This is a genomic window from Janthinobacterium sp. GW460-12-1-14-LB5, from assembly GCF_059423585.1.
This window is the reverse complement of record NZ_JBWKYD010000010.1, coordinates 169,727-186,025: the sequence shown is the minus strand read 5'-3', so window position 1 is coordinate 186,025 and position 16,299 is coordinate 169,727. Positions and strand designations below refer to the sequence as shown.

Below are 16,299 nucleotides of genomic sequence, written 5' to 3'. Positions count from 1 at the left end.
ATGGCGCCGATGAAAAGGCCGGGCTCATGCACGGAATTTTTACCCAATAGTCGGCATCAATCGTGGCTTTCTCCAGCTAGACTGGGGAATTAGGAAGCCACCCGCAAACTATTAGCAAGCGGCCAGAAAATAGTGCGCAACGGCCTCAAAGGAAGCGAAGGAATTTTCGAAACTCGGCGGGTCAAGGTCATAGACAAGTGGCATGAGGTTTCGCATGTAGCGCTCTTTCAGCTCGCCATTTTCTTTCGCTGCAATCAAAGTCCGCTTAAGCACAGACACGGGATCGACATCGAATTCGGGGTTTTGCCCTTTGAATTCATCTCGGTCACTCATGACAAGCTGTGGGAAGATGTCCCTGGCGGCCGTAAGTGAATCACCCGACTGCTCCAAAATCCTGGCGACATCGTAGACATGTCGCACCAGCGCGGGGTCGATATCTCCTTTAATCTGGTGGCCATCCCATTTGTATGCGCAACGTCGCAGCAAGGACAGAACTTTTTCCGCCGTGGTCTCAGCAACTGAAATGCAATCAATCGAGAGCGTTGTGCTAGGCGCAATACCCGCCAACGATTCATAGAGGTAGCCGAACTCTCGCTTTTCGAGTGGCAAAAGAGGGTGACGTTGAATCAGTTCAAGCTTAAGCTCGGGCCGTAGACTTGGGAGTTGGTCGTATGCCGACTTATAACCGGCCCCGACCACATAGTAACGGTGCGCATCGCGAATTCGCGGATTTTCACCTCCGTCAGGGTACTCGAGCAACGGGAATCCCAGCCTCGCCAACAATGAGGGAAGAACTTCGTGTAATGCGATTAAGCGGACACGGTCTCCGCGCCCCTTCTTCAGCGGTTTGGGAGTTGGCGAAAGCAAAACTTTAATATCGATGTCTTCCGACATTCGATTGATGAGTCCATGCGCTTTTGACAGGCACGTCCCACCAGCGAAAACTAACTGAATGCCAACGTCATGGCGAGTTAGCTCTCCCCCTCGCGTGTTGAGGTCGCCGAAATGGTCGTGCGAAACCTGGAGCTCGCTCAATCCTTTGAGAAGCTCGGTGATATGGATATCTTTTTCAGCAGTCTGTACCGGCAGCCCCCGAAGGAGCCCTTCAGCAGCGAGGTCTTCAAGCGCTCGCTGTTGCTTGTCCGTAATCGTTCTCATATACTACCGAGCGGCCTCCCACCGCAATTTTCCTGCGGATGCGTCGACCACCCGTATTGGCAACGAAGGCCCCTGGAAGTTGGGTTGTCTTACCGGAATTATAAGCCGCAGCTGCCTTACTTGTGCGTACTGTTACCCCTAATTTTCTCAACGCCTCAGTCGCCAACGTCTCAAGACTGCCGGCTGGGATAGTCGCCCCTGTAACCGAACTCTTACGTGTTTTGGCGTAGACTCCAGTCCCAATCCGAACCAGCACGCCCTTAGCCTGCAACGATTTAAGTGCCTCGGTCACCTGTGATGCACTTCCCAAACGGGCTATTTCTGTTCGCAAAATTACATTACCAGTACGCTGTTTCACTGACCGAAGCATACGCTCTTCAAGTTTCATTTTCACTCCTGCCAAGGGTGCACATCAAAGACTATAGCAATCCCTCGCTAATTGTCAAGACTAATCCTTATATAACAATGACTTACGTCGACACACATTACCGACTTCCGGGCAATGCCTGAAACAATTTCAAGGGCATAAATTACCTGAGAGAATTACCGCAAACCTCTTGACCAAGTTGTCGCCATTGAAGTCGGAGGGCACCATAAGCGGCAACATTTGCTTGCCAACGGCTTATTCACACCGCCGGGGCAAAAAAAAAGCCCGCTGCGAGAGCGGGCTGAATCTATTTTCTTGGAGGAGAATAGAGGAGACAAGTGCATTATGCTGCATCGCGGCATATCAATCCAATTGATTGTTGGAATGATAGAAATACGCAAAACAGATAACTGATCAGGGCGAAAAAAACCGGCTCCGCAAGGAACCGGTTTTTACTGCGTAAAAAACCTTACTTCGCTGCCGCCACCGGCGTCGCCTTCACATCGGCGGCATATGGCAAGACCTTCGATGCCAGACGGGTATCGGCCTTGATCAGCGCCACTTCGTCGGCCAGGATGCGCGCCGCTTCGTTCAGCAGCACGTCCTTGGCGCTCTTGGCGGCCGTTTCGGCGTCCAGTTCGGCGCTCAGCGCGCGCTCGTCGCCCTGCAGGCCGTCATCGGTGCGCAAGGCGCCCTTCACGGCGGCGATCTGCTTGGCCGTCTTGCTGGCCGCTTTCGCGCCCTTCAGCACGTCTTTCGGATCGGGAATCACCACCAGGTCGTCGGCCGGATTCGAAATTTGCGCGATCAGGCGTTTTTCACGGGCCTTGGCGCGCGCTTCCTGGGCATCGCGCTCCTTGCGGCGCACGGTTTCATTGAGCGAAATCTGGTTTTCCTTGCGCTGCTTGACGACGAGAGCGATGTCATCGAGCAAGTACTGGAAATCCTTGTCCTTGGCCACGCGCGCTTCATGCTTCTTGTCCAGCAGCGGCACGATATCCTTCAGGTCGCCCGTCGGTATGTACGGCGCCGGCTTGATGGCCACCCATGGCAAGGCATTGTCATAGCTCGATTCACCGAAGTTTTCCGTGTCCGACATGGCCGGCAGCTTGATGTCGGGGGTGACGCCGCGCAACTGCGTGGTGCCGCCATTGATGCGGAAAAACTGGGCGATGGTCATTTTCAGCTCGCCGAAACGGGCTTTCTCACTGCCGCCGAAACGGTCGAGGTTGAACAGGGTCTGCACGGTGCCCTTGCCGAAGCTGCCTTCGCCGATGATGACGCCACGGCCATAATCCTGCACGGCGGCGGCGAAAATCTCGGAAGCGGAGGCGGAGCCGCGGTTGATCAGCACGCCCATCGGGCCATCCCAGGCCAGGCCCGCATTCGTATCGCTTTCCACGTCGACCTTGCCTTCGGCATTGCGCTGCATCACGACCGGGCCCTTGTCGATGAACAGTCCCGTCAGTTCGACGGCTTCGTTCAGCGAACCGCCGCCGTTGTTACGCAAGTCGATCAGGACGTTGTCGACCTTGTCCTTCTTCAGCTCGGCCAGCAAACGGCTGACGTCGCGCGTGGCGCTTTTAAAATCCTTGTCGCCACGGCGGCGCGCTTCGAAGTCCTGGTAGAAGGTCGGCAGGGAAATGACGCCGATACGGCGCTTGACGCCGTTGTCGCGCACTTCGATGACCGATTTCTTCGCCGCCTGCTCTTCCATGCTGATTTTCTTGCGCACCAGCGGCAAGACCACGTGCTTGGCGTCCGGGCCGGCGTCGGCAGGCAGGATGTCGAGGCGCACGACGGAATCCTTGGCGCCGCGGATCAGCTGCACCACGTCGTCGATGCGCATGCCCAGTACTTCGGTGATGGGGCCGCTTTCGCCCTGCCCCACGCCGACGATGCGGTCGCCCACTTTCAGCTTGCCCGACAAGCCGGCCGGGCTGCCCGGCACGACTTCGCGCACCACCGTGTACTCGTCGCGCGTCTGCAGCACGGCGCCGATGCCTTCGAGCGACAGGCGCATGGCGATGTCGAAGTTGTCCGAGGCGCGCGGGCCCAAGTAATTGGTATGCGGTTCGATCGACATGGCGTACGAATTCATGAAGATCTGGAACACGTCTTCACTGTTGAGCTTGCGCGAACGGGTCGTGTAGCTTTCATAGCGCTTGTCCAGCGTCTCGCGGATGGCCTTGTCTTCCTTGCCCGCCAGTTTCAGGCGCAGCCAGTCGTTCTTCACGCGCTTGCGCCACAGGTCGCGCACTTCCTCGTCGTTCTTCGGCCAGGCGGCCTTTTCGCGGTCGATCTGGTAGCTCTCGTCGGCGGCAAAGTCGAACTTGGTTTTGAGTAATTCACGCGCATACGCCATGCGCTCGTCGAAGCGCTGCTGGTACAGGTTGTAGATGGCGAACGGCGCCGTCAGGTCTTCGTTGACGATGGCGTCGTCCAGCTTGGTGCGCAAGGGGGCGAAGCGGTCGATGTCGGCTTGCACGAAGAACAGTTTCTCCGCGTCCAGGGATTTGAAATAGCGGTCAAAGATTTTCTCGGACATGGCGTCGTCGAGCGGCATGGCCTTGTAATGGACGCGCGTCAGGACGCGCGATGCCCACAAGGCGGCCTGCGTTTGCTGGGCCAGCGGCTTCATGGTGAGCGGAGGAGCGGCGCTCTTGTCCGTCTGGGCTGCGCCAGCGTGGGCTGACAGGGCAAGCACCAGGGTGACCAGCATCATTTGCTTCTTCATCGGCTTCTCCGAAAATTAGTTGAATCAATTCCAGGCGGCGCAGCTATTCATGCGCCAGCCAGCAAGACAGTAAGGGGAATACACGACTGGTCTGCATATTATTCTACAGGATACGGCCTGGCAGTCTCCCATGGAAGATCAGTTTCTTCCTGGAAGCTTAAACGCGGATTAAAGGCGGCGTCTCATTCATTACAAACTGAAACATTCGTGACAAAAATCGCATCGTTCGGCCGTGACGAACAGCAACATTCACTACTGAAATCAAAAAAGTCAATAGTCAGTCTTTGCAATCCTTGATGCAGATGATGTTTTTATGCAAAAAAATAATTCCTGCGGGAAACACTTAGTAACAAAACACAAGCAACATGCTATCATCGCGCCCTGAAATTCAGCTTGCCTGTGCGCGGCCCGACAGCCGGCGCGCCTCCGTTTCAAGCGCATTCCCCACCAGATCCCCTCCCCGCGTGTCATGTCATGACCAGGAATGGCCGAGCTGATTACCCTTTGCCAGACTCACACTATGCCTACAATTTCCTTCTCCCCCCGCCACTGGAGTGTCGGCGGCAAGATTACCGTCTTCACGTTTGCCCTGGTCAGCCTGATCCTGGCCAGCCTGACTGCCTTGATGAGTATCAACACCTCGCGCGTGCTGGAACAGCGGGCCGAAGCGGCCGTCACCAGCGAACTCAATAGCGTCATGACGACCACGGAAGTGTTTCATACCGCCATGGTCAACGAGGCGGCCAGCTTCGCGCGCCTGTTCGCGGCCGAATTCCCCGGCCCGTTCACGGTCGACACGGGCGCCATGGTGGCCGTGGCCGGCAAGGCCACGCCGGCCCTGGCCAACGGCGGCAAGGTGCTCAACCTCGACACGGCCGTGGTCGACCGCTACACGGCCCAGACGGGCGTGATCGCCACCATCTTCGCCGCCAACGGCGATGAATTCGTGCGCATCAGCACTTCGCTGAAAAAACAGGATGGCGAACGGGCCATCGGCACCCAGCTCGACCACAACCACCCCAGCTATGCTCCCCTGCGCGCGGGCCAGCGTTTCGTCGGCATGGCAACCTTGTTTGGCAAGCAATACATCACGCAGTACGACCCCGTGCGCGATGCGGCTGGCAAGGTGGTCGGCGTGCTGTTCATCGGCCTCGATATCAGCAAGAATCTGGCCATGTTGAAAGACAAGATTCGCCAGGTCAAGATCGGCCAGACGGGCTACATCTATATCCTCGATACGGCGCCCGGCGCCAATTACGGCCACATGGTGCTGCACCCGAACAGCGAAGGCAAGAGCGCGCTCGAGTTCAAGGCCAGCGACGGCCGCCTGTTCATCCAGGAAATGCTGGCGCAGAAAGACGGCGCCATGCGCTACACGTGGACGGCGCCGGGCGAAACGGCTGCCAGCGCGCGCGAAAAGCAGCTGTACTACCGTCAATTCAAGGATTGGCAATGGATCATCGCGGGCGGCACGTTCACGGACGAAATCACCCTGGAAGCGCGCCAGCTGCGCAACCAGCTGGCCATTTCCGGCTTCATCGCCCTGCTCGTCTTCGCCCTGCTGCTGTACTGGCTGGTGCGCACCCTCGTCTCGCGCCCGCTGGCCGCCGCCGAAACGGCCGCCGCGCAAATTGCCGCCGGCGACCTGACGGTGCACCTCGACACCAGCAGCCTGGACGAAATCGGCCGCCTGCTGCGCGCCATGAACCGCATCAGCGACAACCTGTCGCAAGTGGTCGGCAAGGTGCGCGGCAGCGCCGGGCAAATCGCCACGGCGTCCGGTGAAATCGCCAGCGGCAACCTGGATTTGTCGAGCCGGACGGAACAGCAAGCCAGTTCGCTGGAAGAAACGGCCGCCTCGATGGAGGAACTCAGTTCCACCGTGCGCCAGAACGTCGATCACGCGCAGCAGGCAAGCCGGCTGGCGCACGACTCGGCCAGCCTGGCAGCCGAAGGCGGCGCGGCCGTGGCGCAGGTGGCCAGCACCATGGACGCCATCCGCAGCTCGTCGGGCAAGATCGCCGACATCATCGGCGTCATCGACGGCATCGCCTTCCAGACCAACATCCTGGCCTTGAACGCGGCCGTGGAAGCGGCCCGGGCCGGCGAACAGGGACGCGGCTTCGCCGTCGTCGCCACCGAGGTGCGCACCCTGGCGCAGCGCTCGACGGCCGCCGCGAAAGACATCAAGGATCTGATCCAGGCATCGGCCGGCACGGTGGACCTGGGCCATTCGCAAGTGAGCCAGGCCAGCGCCACCATGGACACGGTGGTGGCCAGCGTGCAGCAAGTGAGCACCATCATGGCGGAAATCGCGCAGGCGAGCGACGAGCAGCGCAGCGGCATCGAGCAAGTCAACCAGGCCATCGCCCAGATGGACCAGGTAACCCAGCAGAATGCGGCCCTGGTGGAAGAAGCGGCCGCGGCCGCCGACGCCTTGCAGGAGCAGGCGCAGGAGCTGAACCAGGTGGTGGGCGTGTTCAAGCTGTAATTCAAACGACAAACAACAGCCTGGTGCTAAGATGGGGACGAATCCACCTTGCCAGGAGACACGATGCACGACGACTATGTTTTAATTGCCCGGCTGATGATCCCCACGGATGCGCACGTCATCCGCGGCTGCCTGGCAGCGGCCGGCATCGATGTGCTGCTGACGGACGACCAGCACATGCAGGCCGACATGCTGCTGGCAGCCGCCATCGGCGGCGCCCGCGTGCTGGTGCGCGAACACGACGTGGCGCGCGCGAATGACATCCTGGCCGCCTTCGAGCGGGGCGATCTGGCGCTGTCCGACGATGCGGACGTGGGAATGCCCGCCGCCGAATAACGAATAAGCTTACGAGTAGAAACAGCGCCCGCAAGCCTGGCGGTAACTCTCGTTGCCGCCTATGCTGATCTGCTCGCCTTCCTTGATGCGGCGACCCTGTTCGTCCACGCGGATGTTCATCGTGGCCTTCTTGCCGCACGTACAAATATTCTTCAACTCTTCAATATCGTCGGCCAGCGCCAGCAGGTAGGCCGAGCCGGGGAACGGTTCGCCCTTGAAATCCGTGCGCAAGCCGTAGCAGATGACGGGCACGCCCTTCACTTGCGCCAATTGGTGCAATTGTTGCACTTGTTCCGTGCTGAGGAATTGCGCTTCATCAACCAGCAGGCACGCCACCTGAGGAATATCGGTGAGGAAATTCGTGTCGGCATGGAAGATATCGACCTGGCGCTGCGGACCCAGGCGCGAAGTGACCCGGCCCACGCCGTAGCGGCTGTCGATGGCGGCCGTGTACAGGCGCACCTGCTGGCCCTGCTCTTCGTAGTTGTGCGCGACCTGCAACAAAGCCGTCGACTTGCCCGCGTTCATCGCGGAATACCGGAAATAAAGTTTTGCCACTGCCGCCTGCCCTGTCTGGTTGATTTTCAATACTATTTTCGAGGCGTGATTATAAATCGCCTTGCCGGCATTGCGGCAGCTTAATACATGCGCCGACAGCGCGGCATGACGCAAAAAAACGGCGCATACTGGGACGATGCAAGCCTCTCCCCATATGCAAACGCCGTATATGCAAGCATTAAAACATTCGTTCGCCGCACTCGTCCCCCCGCCTACACTGCGCGGCACGGAAGGCGGCTCGGGACACGATCCTGAGCGGCTGTTTCTCTGACAGGAGCCACCATGAATGATCGAATGCCATCCCCCTCCCAGCCGCCAGCGCTATACAAGCTGATCGGCAACACCCCGCTGGTCGAAGTGACCAGGCTCGATACGGGCCTGTGCCAGCTGTTCCTGAAACTGGAATCGCAAAATCCCGGCGGTTCCATCAAGGATCGCATCGGCCTTTCCATCATCGAAGCGGCAGAAGCCGACGGCAGCCTGCAGCCGGGCGGCACCATCGTCGAGGCCACGGCCGGCAATACCGGCATCGGCCTGGCCCTGGTGGGCCGCATCAAGGGCTACCGCGTGATTCTCGTCGTGCCCGACAAGATGTCGACGGAAAAAGTGCTGCATCTGAAGGCGCTGGGCGCCGAAGTCCACACCACGCGCTCGGACGTGGGCAAGGGCCATCCCGAGTACTACCAGGATTACGCGGCGCGCCTGGCGCGCGAACTGCCGGGCGCCTTCTTTGCCGACCAGTTCAACAATCCCGCCAACCCGCTGGCCCACGAAACGACGACGGCGCCCGAAATCTGGGAGCAAACTGGCCATGACGTCGACGCCATCGTCGTCGGCGTCGGTTCGTCCGGCACCCTGACGGGCCTGACGCGCTACTTCCGCAAGGCGCAGCCGAAGCTGGAATTCGTGCTGGCCGACCCGCAAGGCTCCATCCTCACCGAATACATCGACACGGGGAAAGTGAGCGACACGAGCGGCTCGTGGGCCGTCGAAGGCATCGGCGAAGACTTTATCCCGTCGATTGCCGACATGGACAGCGTCACGAAAGCCTACACCATCAGCGACCAGGAAAGTTTCGATTCGGCGCGCGCCCTCTTGCGCGCCGAAGGCATCCTGGGCGGCTCGTCCACGGGCACCCTGCTGGCCGCCGCCCTCAAATACTGCCGCGAACAGACTAGCCCGAAACGCGTCGTCACGTTCGTCTGCGACACGGGGACGCGCTATTTATCTAAAGTCTACAACGATGGCTGGATGCGCGACCAGGGTCTGTTGCAGCGCGCGCTCTCGGGCGACTTGCGCGACCTGATCGGGCGCCGCTACGACGAGGGCGACGTCGTCAGCGTGGCGCCGGGCGACACCCTGCTCACGGCCTTCAACCGCATGCGCGCCAGCGACCTGGCCCAGCTGCCCGTCATCGCCGGCGGCCAGCTGGTCGGCATTATCGACGAATCGGACTTGCTGCTGCACGTCTCCGGCGACGCCGCGCATTTCGCGGGCCTGGTGGGCGCCACCATGACGACGCAGATCGAAACCCTGGCGCCATCGAGCGGCTTGCCCGCCCTGCGGGCCACCCTGGACCGGGGCTTGACGGCCGTCGTCGCCGACGATACCGGCTTCTATGGCCTGATCACCCGCTTCGACCTTCTCAACCACTTACGCAGGACTTTATCTTGAGCCAAGACATCCCCCGCAAGAGCCATCTGGCCACGCGTGTCATCCACGCCGGCCAGTCGCCCGACCCGTCGACGGGCGCCATCATGCCGCCCATTTACGCCACCTCGACCTTCGTGCAAGACAGCCCCGGCGTGCACAAAGGCCTGGACTACGGCCGCTCGCACAATCCCACGCGCTGGGCGCTGGAGCGCTGCGTGGCCGACCTGGAAGGCGGCAGCGCGGCGTTCGCGTTCGCCTCGGGCCTGGCCGCCATCTCGTCCGTGCTGGAATTGCTGGACGCGGGCAGCCATATCGTCGCCGGCGACGACATGTACGGCGGCACGTATCGACTGTTTGAAAGAGTGCGCCGCCGCTCGGCCGGCCACGAATTCACGTATGTCGACCTGACGAATCCGGAAAACCTGCTGGCCGCGCTGCGCCCCGAGACGAAAATGGTATGGGTCGAAACGCCGACCAACCCGATGCTGAAACTGGCCGATTTGCGCGCGATTGCCGACATCTGCCGCGAACGGGGCATCATCGCCGTGGCCGACAACACCTTCGCCAGCCCGCTGGTGCAGCGCCCTCTGGAACATGGTTTCGACATCGTCGTGCACTCGACCACCAAGTATTTGAACGGCCACTCGGACATCATCGGCGGCATCGCCATCGTGGGCGCGGAAGCACGCCAGGCGGAATGGCGCGAGCAGCTGGGCTTTTTGCAAAACTCGGTGGGCGCGATTGCGGGGCCGTTCGACAGCTTTTTAGCTTTGCGCGGCATCAAGACGCTGGCCATCCGCATGCAGCGCCATTGCGAAAGTGCCCTGGCGCTGGCGCAGTGGCTGGAACAGCAAAAGGAAGTCAAACAGGTGTTTTATCCGGGCCTGGCGTCGCACCCGCAGCACGCGCTGGCGCAGCGCCAGATGGACGGTTTCGGCGGCATCATCTCGATCGACCTCGATACCGACCTGGCGGGCGCGCGCCGCTTCCTCGAGCGCTGCGAGGTGTTCGCCCTGGCCGAAAGCCTGGGCGGTGTGGAAAGCCTGATCGAACACCCTGCCCTGATGACGCATGCCAGCATCCCTGCCGAACAGCGGGCAACACTGGGGATCGGCGATGGCTTGATCCGGCTGTCGGTGGGGATCGAGGATATCGAGGATTTGCGCCATGACTTGCGCACGGCGCTCGACGCGATTTGATCGGCCCGGCGGCTATTTTCCCGGGTGGTAGCGGCGCTCCAGGTGCCGTTCCACCTGTTCCGGATAAAACAGCACCTCCTTGAACTCGCCCCGCGCATACATGGCCGCTTGGTCCTGGAAATGCGGTGACTTCGGGTCGCCGCTCTGGCCGCCCGCGAGGATGCTTTTCGCCCTGATGCGGGGGCCGAATTCCACGGCCGCCACGAAGCTGTTGCCACGTTCGCCGTAGATGCGCTTCGTGCGGCTCTTGCTGCTCTGGCCATACGCGGCCAGCGCGCCCCAGTTGCCCGACGCGTAAGGCACGGGCAGGCTGGCTTGCGCATCGTCAAACGGCTGCACGATGTCGCCCGTCAGGCGCTGGAAGCGGCTGATCTCGCCCCACGGCGTTTGCCAGTGGCCGAAATCGCGCTGCAGCTTGTCGGCCGCCATCGCCAGCGCCGCCAGGCGCTGTTCGCCACTGACTTTATCCGTCGCCAGAAAATCGACCACGGGCACGCCCTGCTCGCGCGCTTGCTTTCCCGTCAATTCGGCCAGCTCCTGGCCCCAGAACACGGCCAGGGAGGTGGCGGTGGACGTCAGCGAATAGCGCCAGTCCCAGGCCCGCAGCAAGGCGATTTTGTCGGCCAGCGCCAGCCTTTGCGCGCCGCCCGCCGGCAGTGCATCGTAGGCCGCGAACAGCGGCGGCAGCAGCGCTTCGAAGGCCGTCAGTTCGCTGTCGTAGGAGGCGGCGATCAGGCTGTCGAGCGTGAACCCTGTTTTATTCTGAAAAACCTTGACGGCATGCAGGCCGCGCGCGTTTTCGCCGTAGACCGACATGTAGGCGGGATAGTCCTGCTGGCGCGGGCTGTGGGCCCCGGCAGCCGAATACGGCCAGTTGTTCGTGTTCTGGATCCAGCCATTCTTCGGATTGAACAGGGTAATGGTTTGCGCCACCGAGTGCAGCCCCTTCCATTCCGTGGCCGGGTCGCTGCCGTCGACGGGCTGCTTCCAGTTGAAGCGCGGGTCGCGCACGGGGATGAAATTGCCGTGAAAGTAGGCGATATTGCCGTCCGCATCCGCATACACGGTGTTGTTCGACGAATTCGTGCGCAATTCCATGGTCTTGTAAAACGCCGCATAATCGCGCGCCTTGGTGCGCGCGTACGACTGCATGAGCGCCTTCAAGGGCGAGTGCATCAGCCGTACTCCCACCCATTTACCATCCTGCGCGCGCACGATGGGGCCGTGGTGGCTGTAGTAGACGGTGATGGTTTTCGAGCCCATGGCGCCGTTCGCCAGCTTGTACGGCACGGTAAGCGGCACGGCTTTCAAGGGGCGCAGCCCGCCGTCATAGCGGTAGAACCAGGCACCGTCCCGGTCGACGATGCTTTCCAGGTATTCGTCGATCACGTCGCCGCCACCCGAGGTATGCATCCAGCCCAGGCGTTCATTGAAGCCCTGGTAGACGAAGAACTGGCCCCAGGTGACGGCGCCGTAGGCGTTCAGGCCTTCGCCGCTGGTGACCTGCACTTCGGGACGGAAGTAGAACGAGGTGTGCGGGTTGATCATCAGCAGCGCATGGCCGTTTTTCGTGATGGCGGGCGCGATGGCGAAGCCGTTCGAGCCGCTGGGCTCCGGCTCCAGACCTGACGCCAACCCGGTTTCCACGCTGGCCAGCGCCACAGGCGCGGCTTGCTGGCCATAAAACGCTTCGAGCTGCGCCAGGTTGACGGATTCGATATCGCCGCCGATGCTGCCCTCGCTGAAACTGAGGGCCATCCACGGTTCGAAATGCGTAATCAAGCGAGGTTTGACGTGCGGATGCGTGGCCAGGTAAAAATTGAGGCCGTCGGCAAATGCATCCATGAGTTTCTGCAGCCACGGCGGGCTGGCGCGGTACTGCGCCTGCAGCTCGGCCGGATCGATGAAGAGCTTCATGCGCAGGTCGCGGTACAGTTCCCGCTCGCCCTCCACTTCCGCCAGCCGCCCCATGGCATTGATATAGTTCAATTCCACGCGGGGAAAATCGTCCTCGGCCTGCGCATACATCAAGCCGAAGACGGCATCGGCATCCGTCTTGCCCGTCACATGGGGAATGCCCCAGGTGTCGCGCGCGATGCTGACGTTGGCGGCCTGCGCCTGCCAGCGGGCCATTTCCGTGACGGAAACGGCGGGCGCCGCCAGCGCGGGAGCACTGGCAACGATGCCGCAGGCGATGGCGGCGAACAGGGCACGGCGAACTGGCATGCACTACTCCAATCGTCAGGATGCGTCGATGAGGGTTGCAATCCGCTGGTTAAGTTCCACATTTTCCGCCTGCAGCTGCGCCACCTTCTGCTTCAAACTGGCGATCTCGCCGCGCAGGCGCTCCGCTTCGGACGGCGCCTGGGCCGCGTTTTCCGCCCACGGCTCGTTGCCCGTTTCCGGCGTGTCCTGCGAAACGTGAGGCGCTTTCGGCTCGCGCGGCGTGCGCGTGGCGGCGCGCTGTTCGCGGATTTCCTTGGCCGCCTGGCGTAACAACTTCTTGCCGCCGGCGACAGCCGCCACCTGCTCTTCCGGCGGCAGCGATGCCACGGTGGCCGCCGCATTGATGGAGATCGTGCCCGAACGGACGGCTTCCACCAGTTCCGGCGAGGCCGCTTTCTGGATCTTCTCGATCTGGCTGATCTGGTTGCTGCTCAATCTGGCCGCCTTGGCCACTTCCTCGCGCGTGCTCATTGGCGGTTTCGGCGCGTTTTCGCCATCGGGCGCATCCTGGGCGCTGACGGGCGCCGGGCTGCGCGCGGCGACGATTTCCTTCTTGCGCAAGGCCAGCACGCCGCGCTGGAAGTCCGACACGCTGCGGCGCGCCAGGTGATTGTCGATCATCCACAGCATGACGTCGTCGAGCGAACTAAAACTGGTGTTCTGGATGGTCTTGAATTCGATGCCGTGCTGGCGGCAGATGGCGTAGCGGTTATGCCCGTCGATCAGCACGTCGTTCCACAGCACCAGCGCGTCGCGGCAGCCTTCGGCCAGCAGGCTGCGCTCGAGCGCCGCGTACTCGCTGGCGGTGAGCGGATCGATGTACGACTGCAGCACCTGATTGATAGTGATATTCATGGTTGTCCTCAATATTGCGGCGCGATGGTCCGCGCCGGCACGAATGCTACACCATCCGCCGTGCCTGGCCGGGTAAAATCACGGCGGCACAGCTCATACAAAAACACGGACCATGAAAAGAAAGTACGCCACCGCGATCATTTTTAGCGTCGCCGCCATCGGCTTCACCTGGGTCAGCCCCTACATCGCCATGTACCGCATCAGCATCGCGGCGAAATCCGTGCGCCTGGAAAACCTGGCGCAGCAGGCCGACCTGCCCGCCATCCGCGCCAGCGTGGCGCGCCAGCTGCGGGCGGGCGGCGAAACGGCCAATGACGATGATTTCAAGGAAATGCTCGACACCATCGTCTCGCCGCCCGGCATCACGGTGCTGATCCTGCACGGCAAGCAGGGAGCGGACGGCAAGCGCCACGACTTCGGCATGGCGTACCGTTCGTGGAATGAAGTGGTGCTGCGGCGCAGCGGCGCCGGCCCCGCCGCCAGCCAGTTTTTGCTGCGCCGGCATGGCATCTGGGACTGGAAACTGACGGACATTATCTTGCCGCCGGAATTACTTTAAAGAAACTTGATCTAAAACAACACTTACCTAAACCGCTATGTTGATTTTGGGAAATATTATGTAGAATGCCAACACTTCAGGCGCACCGGGTCGCCAGGCATCCGAGAGATTGCAGATGAAAAGAATGATGCTTCTCGCTGTAGTGGCACTGGTCGCGCTGGCCGGCGTCTTCTATGGCAGCCCGTATTTCACCATGAACAAGATCCGCGCGGCCACCATGGACGAGGATACGCAGGCGCTGGCTGCGCAGATCGACCTGGCCCAGCTGCGCGGCAGCCTGGGGCAGCAACTGCACACCCTGTTCTCGGCGCCGGAAGTGGCCGACGACATCAGCCCCGACGTCATCGACCCTTTGCTCGATACCATGCTGATGCCCGAAGGCATCGTCGCCTTGATGAAGCTCAATGACCGCTACGAAAAGCCCATCGCCAAGGTCAGCGACATCAGCGGCCGCAAGCGCAATACCAAGCCCGACTATAAACTGCGCTACACCTCGTGGAACAGCGTCGTGGTGCAGCGCGCCCACAGCAAAAGCCACATCGGCGAGCTGACCCTGGCGCGCGACGGCCTGTGGCGCTGGAAGCTGGTATCGGTCGCCCTGCCCAAGAACTTGCTGGCCGACGCGTAAGGCGCGGGGCAGGCCTTGCTCCCGGGGCGATCAGCGCCGGTCCGTCACCCTGCCCGTCGTATCGGCAAACCAGCGGCTATGCGACACCACTTGCAGCGCGCCGGCCGCCACCTGCCCCGCCAGCCAGGCCAGCAACTCATCGATAACGGCATACGAAGTCTGATACGTCGACTCGGGCGTCCTGACGATATCGTGGCCGTTGACAAACACAAAGCTGCCGTCGGCCGCCGCCGCCTCGATGGCCGCTTGCACTTGCGCAAAGGTGACGTCGTTCGTCAGACTCACGGCAGCCGTGTTCAGGATGAAAGCGGCCTTGTCCTTGCCGGTGAAAAATACCTGGTCAAAGCCGCTCTCCGCCGTATAGCCGGCGGCGCGGGCCGACAGGAAGCCGGCGGCGCGCATGGCATCAATGGCCGTATCGGTCCACAGCGATTCGACCCAGGCATGGTGCGATGGCCCATCGCCGCCGATGCCGGCCGTGCGCATCTGGTCGCGGCCCACCTGCAGCGCCGTCACATAGTTGGCGGAACCCTGCACCACAACATTGTCGTGCACGCTCTGGTGCAGGATGAAGTCGAACAGGCGCGACGGGTCGTCGAAGCGCAGCTTCATGCGTTCTGCCGACATGTAATCGGGCGTATCCAGCAGGGACGTGACGATAGCAAACGAGGCGGGCAAGCCATAGTACTTCAGCCGCTCCATCAGATACGTATCCCAGGAAGCGAAGCCGTCGTCAAAGGACAGGATCACGGTGGGCATTTTACGCTTCGGCAATGCCGCAAACATGCCCAGCCAGATCGTTTCCGGCTGCGTGGTGGCTGCCGACAGCTGCACCGTAAATTTGCCGCGCGACAGGGTCGCTGCCGTCGGCACGCCTTCGCAATCAAGCGGCGCGTCCAGCTTGGGCACCCACCACTCGTTGTCGATGAACATCACCGTGTCCGCGCCGGCCGAGCCGCCGTAATGCAAGGCATTCAGGGCGCCATACCAGTAATTACTCCATTCGCTATCGCCCAGGTAAATCATGCCGCCGATCTGCATGATGGCGGCATTGGTCGAGCGCAAGGCAAAGGAAAAGCGCCGCAAGTCCCAGCCGAAGGGAATGCGCGGCTGGCCTTTGCCCTCGGCGCCCGAGGTGCCCACGCGCACGACCGTACCGGCAGGCAACCCTGCCGGCAAATCCACGCGCAGGGACGGATAACCGTCCTTGAACGACATGGCGGCATCGAGCGACACCGTGCAGCCTGGCGACACGTCGCTGTCCCAGAAGGACAGGTCGTGCGTGGGCATGAATTCCAGCGGCGTCTGGGTGACCGGCGGCGGAGGCAGGGAAAAGCGGGGCGATGCGTCGTGATACTGGCTGGACATGGTACGGCTTTCAAAAGGACTGCGCGCGGCGTCCGGCGGAACCAACGCGGCACGGCAGAAAAGGATCAATAAACATTGCTGGCCAGGTTGCTTCGCCCGGATTGCTTGTCAACTATATCACTTTATTGCCATTATGCAAATTGACAATAGCGGCCGGCCATCAC

Annotated in this window: 13 protein-coding genes; 6 read left to right on the top strand and 7 right to left on the bottom strand. The window is 61.4% G+C overall.

All coding sequences use genetic code 11. From position 1 onward, the window contains the following. Window positions 1-111: 111 nt before the first annotated feature. The 3 genes from AC07X6_RS12720 to AC07X6_RS12710 all read right to left on the bottom strand — a co-directional run bounded on the left by AC07X6_RS12720 (window position 112) and on the right by AC07X6_RS12710 (window position 4,262). Window positions 112-1,158: a nucleotidyl transferase AbiEii/AbiGii toxin family protein gene (locus AC07X6_RS12720; protein WP_494791199.1), complete on the bottom strand. Its 1,047-nt coding sequence runs from the start codon at window positions 1,156-1,158 to the stop codon at window positions 112-114. Further along, on the bottom strand, window positions 1,121-1,546 hold the full coding sequence (locus tag AC07X6_RS12715; protein WP_494791198.1) for a DUF6088 family protein: 426 nt from the start codon (window positions 1,544-1,546) through the stop codon (window positions 1,121-1,123). Before AC07X6_RS12715 ends, AC07X6_RS12720 begins: the two co-directional genes overlap by 38 nt. Window positions 1,547-1,994: 448 nt before the next feature. Then, window positions 1,995-4,262, bottom strand: a complete 2,268-nt coding sequence (locus AC07X6_RS12710; protein ID WP_494791197.1) for a carboxy terminal-processing peptidase — start codon at window positions 4,260-4,262, stop codon at window positions 1,995-1,997. A 520-nt stretch (window positions 4,263-4,782) separates the two neighbouring features. Between AC07X6_RS12710 and AC07X6_RS12705 the strand changes: the two genes are divergently transcribed. Together AC07X6_RS12705 and AC07X6_RS12700 are read left to right on the top strand one after the other, a co-directional pair. Further along, on the top strand, window positions 4,783-6,753 hold the full coding sequence (locus tag AC07X6_RS12705) for a methyl-accepting chemotaxis protein (RefSeq protein WP_494791196.1): 1,971 nt from the start codon (window positions 4,783-4,785) through the stop codon (window positions 6,751-6,753). Window positions 6,754-6,816: 63 nt separating this feature from the next. Next, window positions 6,817-7,089, top strand: a complete 273-nt coding sequence (locus tag AC07X6_RS12700; protein ID WP_494791195.1) for a putative signal transducing protein — start codon at window positions 6,817-6,819, stop codon at window positions 7,087-7,089. 9 nt (window positions 7,090-7,098) lie between these two features. Here AC07X6_RS12700 and AC07X6_RS12695 read toward each other — a convergent pair whose 3' ends face one another. After that, a complete protein-coding gene (locus tag AC07X6_RS12695; protein WP_494791194.1) occupies window positions 7,099-7,647 on the bottom strand; it encodes a thymidine kinase in 549 nt (182 codons plus the stop codon). Window positions 7,648-7,941: 294 nt separating this feature from the next. Between AC07X6_RS12695 and AC07X6_RS12690 the strand changes: the two genes are divergently transcribed. Then, window positions 7,942-9,321 carry a pyridoxal-phosphate dependent enzyme gene (locus tag AC07X6_RS12690; protein ID WP_494791193.1) on the top strand — a complete coding sequence of 460 codons (1,380 nt, stop codon included), beginning with the start codon at window positions 7,942-7,944 and terminating at the stop codon, window positions 9,319-9,321. After that, the gene (locus tag AC07X6_RS12685) at window positions 9,318-10,499 is read left to right on the top strand and encodes a trans-sulfuration enzyme family protein (RefSeq protein ID WP_494791192.1); all 1,182 of its coding nucleotides are present in this window, start codon (window positions 9,318-9,320) and stop codon (window positions 10,497-10,499) included. Before AC07X6_RS12690 ends, AC07X6_RS12685 begins: the two co-directional genes overlap by 4 nt. Window positions 10,500-10,511: 12 nt before the next feature. Here AC07X6_RS12685 and AC07X6_RS12680 read toward each other — a convergent pair whose 3' ends face one another. Both AC07X6_RS12680 and AC07X6_RS12675 read right to left on the bottom strand, forming a co-directional pair. Further along, window positions 10,512-12,725 carry a penicillin acylase family protein gene (locus AC07X6_RS12680; RefSeq protein ID WP_494791191.1) on the bottom strand — a complete coding sequence of 738 codons (2,214 nt, stop codon included), beginning with the start codon at window positions 12,723-12,725 and terminating at the stop codon, window positions 10,512-10,514. 15 nt (window positions 12,726-12,740) lie between these two features. After that, a complete protein-coding gene (locus tag AC07X6_RS12675; protein WP_474291778.1) occupies window positions 12,741-13,580 on the bottom strand; it encodes a hypothetical protein in 840 nt (279 codons plus the stop codon). 112 nt (window positions 13,581-13,692) lie between these two features. On the opposite strand from AC07X6_RS12675, the gene AC07X6_RS12670 reads away from it, so the two are divergent. Continuing rightward, entirely contained in the window at window positions 13,693-14,139 is a 447-nt protein-coding gene (locus AC07X6_RS12670; protein WP_474291779.1) for a DUF2939 domain-containing protein, read from the top strand. Between the two features lie 124 nt (window positions 14,140-14,263). After that, window positions 14,264-14,767: a DUF2939 domain-containing protein gene (locus AC07X6_RS12665; protein ID WP_494791190.1), complete on the top strand. Its 504-nt coding sequence runs from the start codon at window positions 14,264-14,266 to the stop codon at window positions 14,765-14,767. Window positions 14,768-14,797: 30 nt separating this feature from the next. On the opposite strand, the gene AC07X6_RS12660 is transcribed toward AC07X6_RS12665, so the two are convergent. Further along, window positions 14,798-16,135, bottom strand: coding sequence for a polysaccharide deacetylase family protein (locus AC07X6_RS12660; protein WP_494791189.1), 1,338 nt, complete (start codon window positions 16,133-16,135; stop codon window positions 14,798-14,800). Between the last annotated feature and the right edge of the window lie 164 nt (window positions 16,136-16,299).

Bases quoted from the DNA above. Each gene is read 5' to 3' on its own strand.
- AC07X6_RS12720 (WP_494791199.1), bottom strand. From the start codon at position 1,158: ATGAGAACGATTACGGACAAGCAACAGCGAGCGCTTGAAGACCTCGCT.
- AC07X6_RS12715 (WP_494791198.1), bottom strand. From the start codon at position 1,546: ATGAAACTTGAAGAGCGTATGCTTCGGTCAGTGAAACAGCGTACTGGT.
- AC07X6_RS12710 (WP_494791197.1), bottom strand. From the start codon at position 4,262: ATGAAGAAGCAAATGATGCTGGTCACCCTGGTGCTTGCCCTGTCAGCC.
- AC07X6_RS12705 (WP_494791196.1), top strand. From the start codon at position 4,783: ATGCCTACAATTTCCTTCTCCCCCCGCCACTGGAGTGTCGGCGGCAAG.
- AC07X6_RS12700 (WP_494791195.1), top strand. From the start codon at position 6,817: ATGCACGACGACTATGTTTTAATTGCCCGGCTGATGATCCCCACGGAT.
- AC07X6_RS12690 (WP_494791193.1), top strand. From the start codon at position 7,942: ATGCCATCCCCCTCCCAGCCGCCAGCGCTATACAAGCTGATCGGCAAC.
- AC07X6_RS12680 (WP_494791191.1), bottom strand. From the start codon at position 12,725: ATGCCAGTTCGCCGTGCCCTGTTCGCCGCCATCGCCTGCGGCATCGTT.
- AC07X6_RS12675 (WP_474291778.1), bottom strand. From the start codon at position 13,580: ATGAATATCACTATCAATCAGGTGCTGCAGTCGTACATCGATCCGCTC.
- AC07X6_RS12670 (WP_474291779.1), top strand. From the start codon at position 13,693: ATGAAAAGAAAGTACGCCACCGCGATCATTTTTAGCGTCGCCGCCATC.
- AC07X6_RS12665 (WP_494791190.1), top strand. From the start codon at position 14,264: ATGATGCTTCTCGCTGTAGTGGCACTGGTCGCGCTGGCCGGCGTCTTC.
- AC07X6_RS12660 (WP_494791189.1), bottom strand. From the start codon at position 16,135: ATGTCCAGCCAGTATCACGACGCATCGCCCCGCTTTTCCCTGCCTCCG.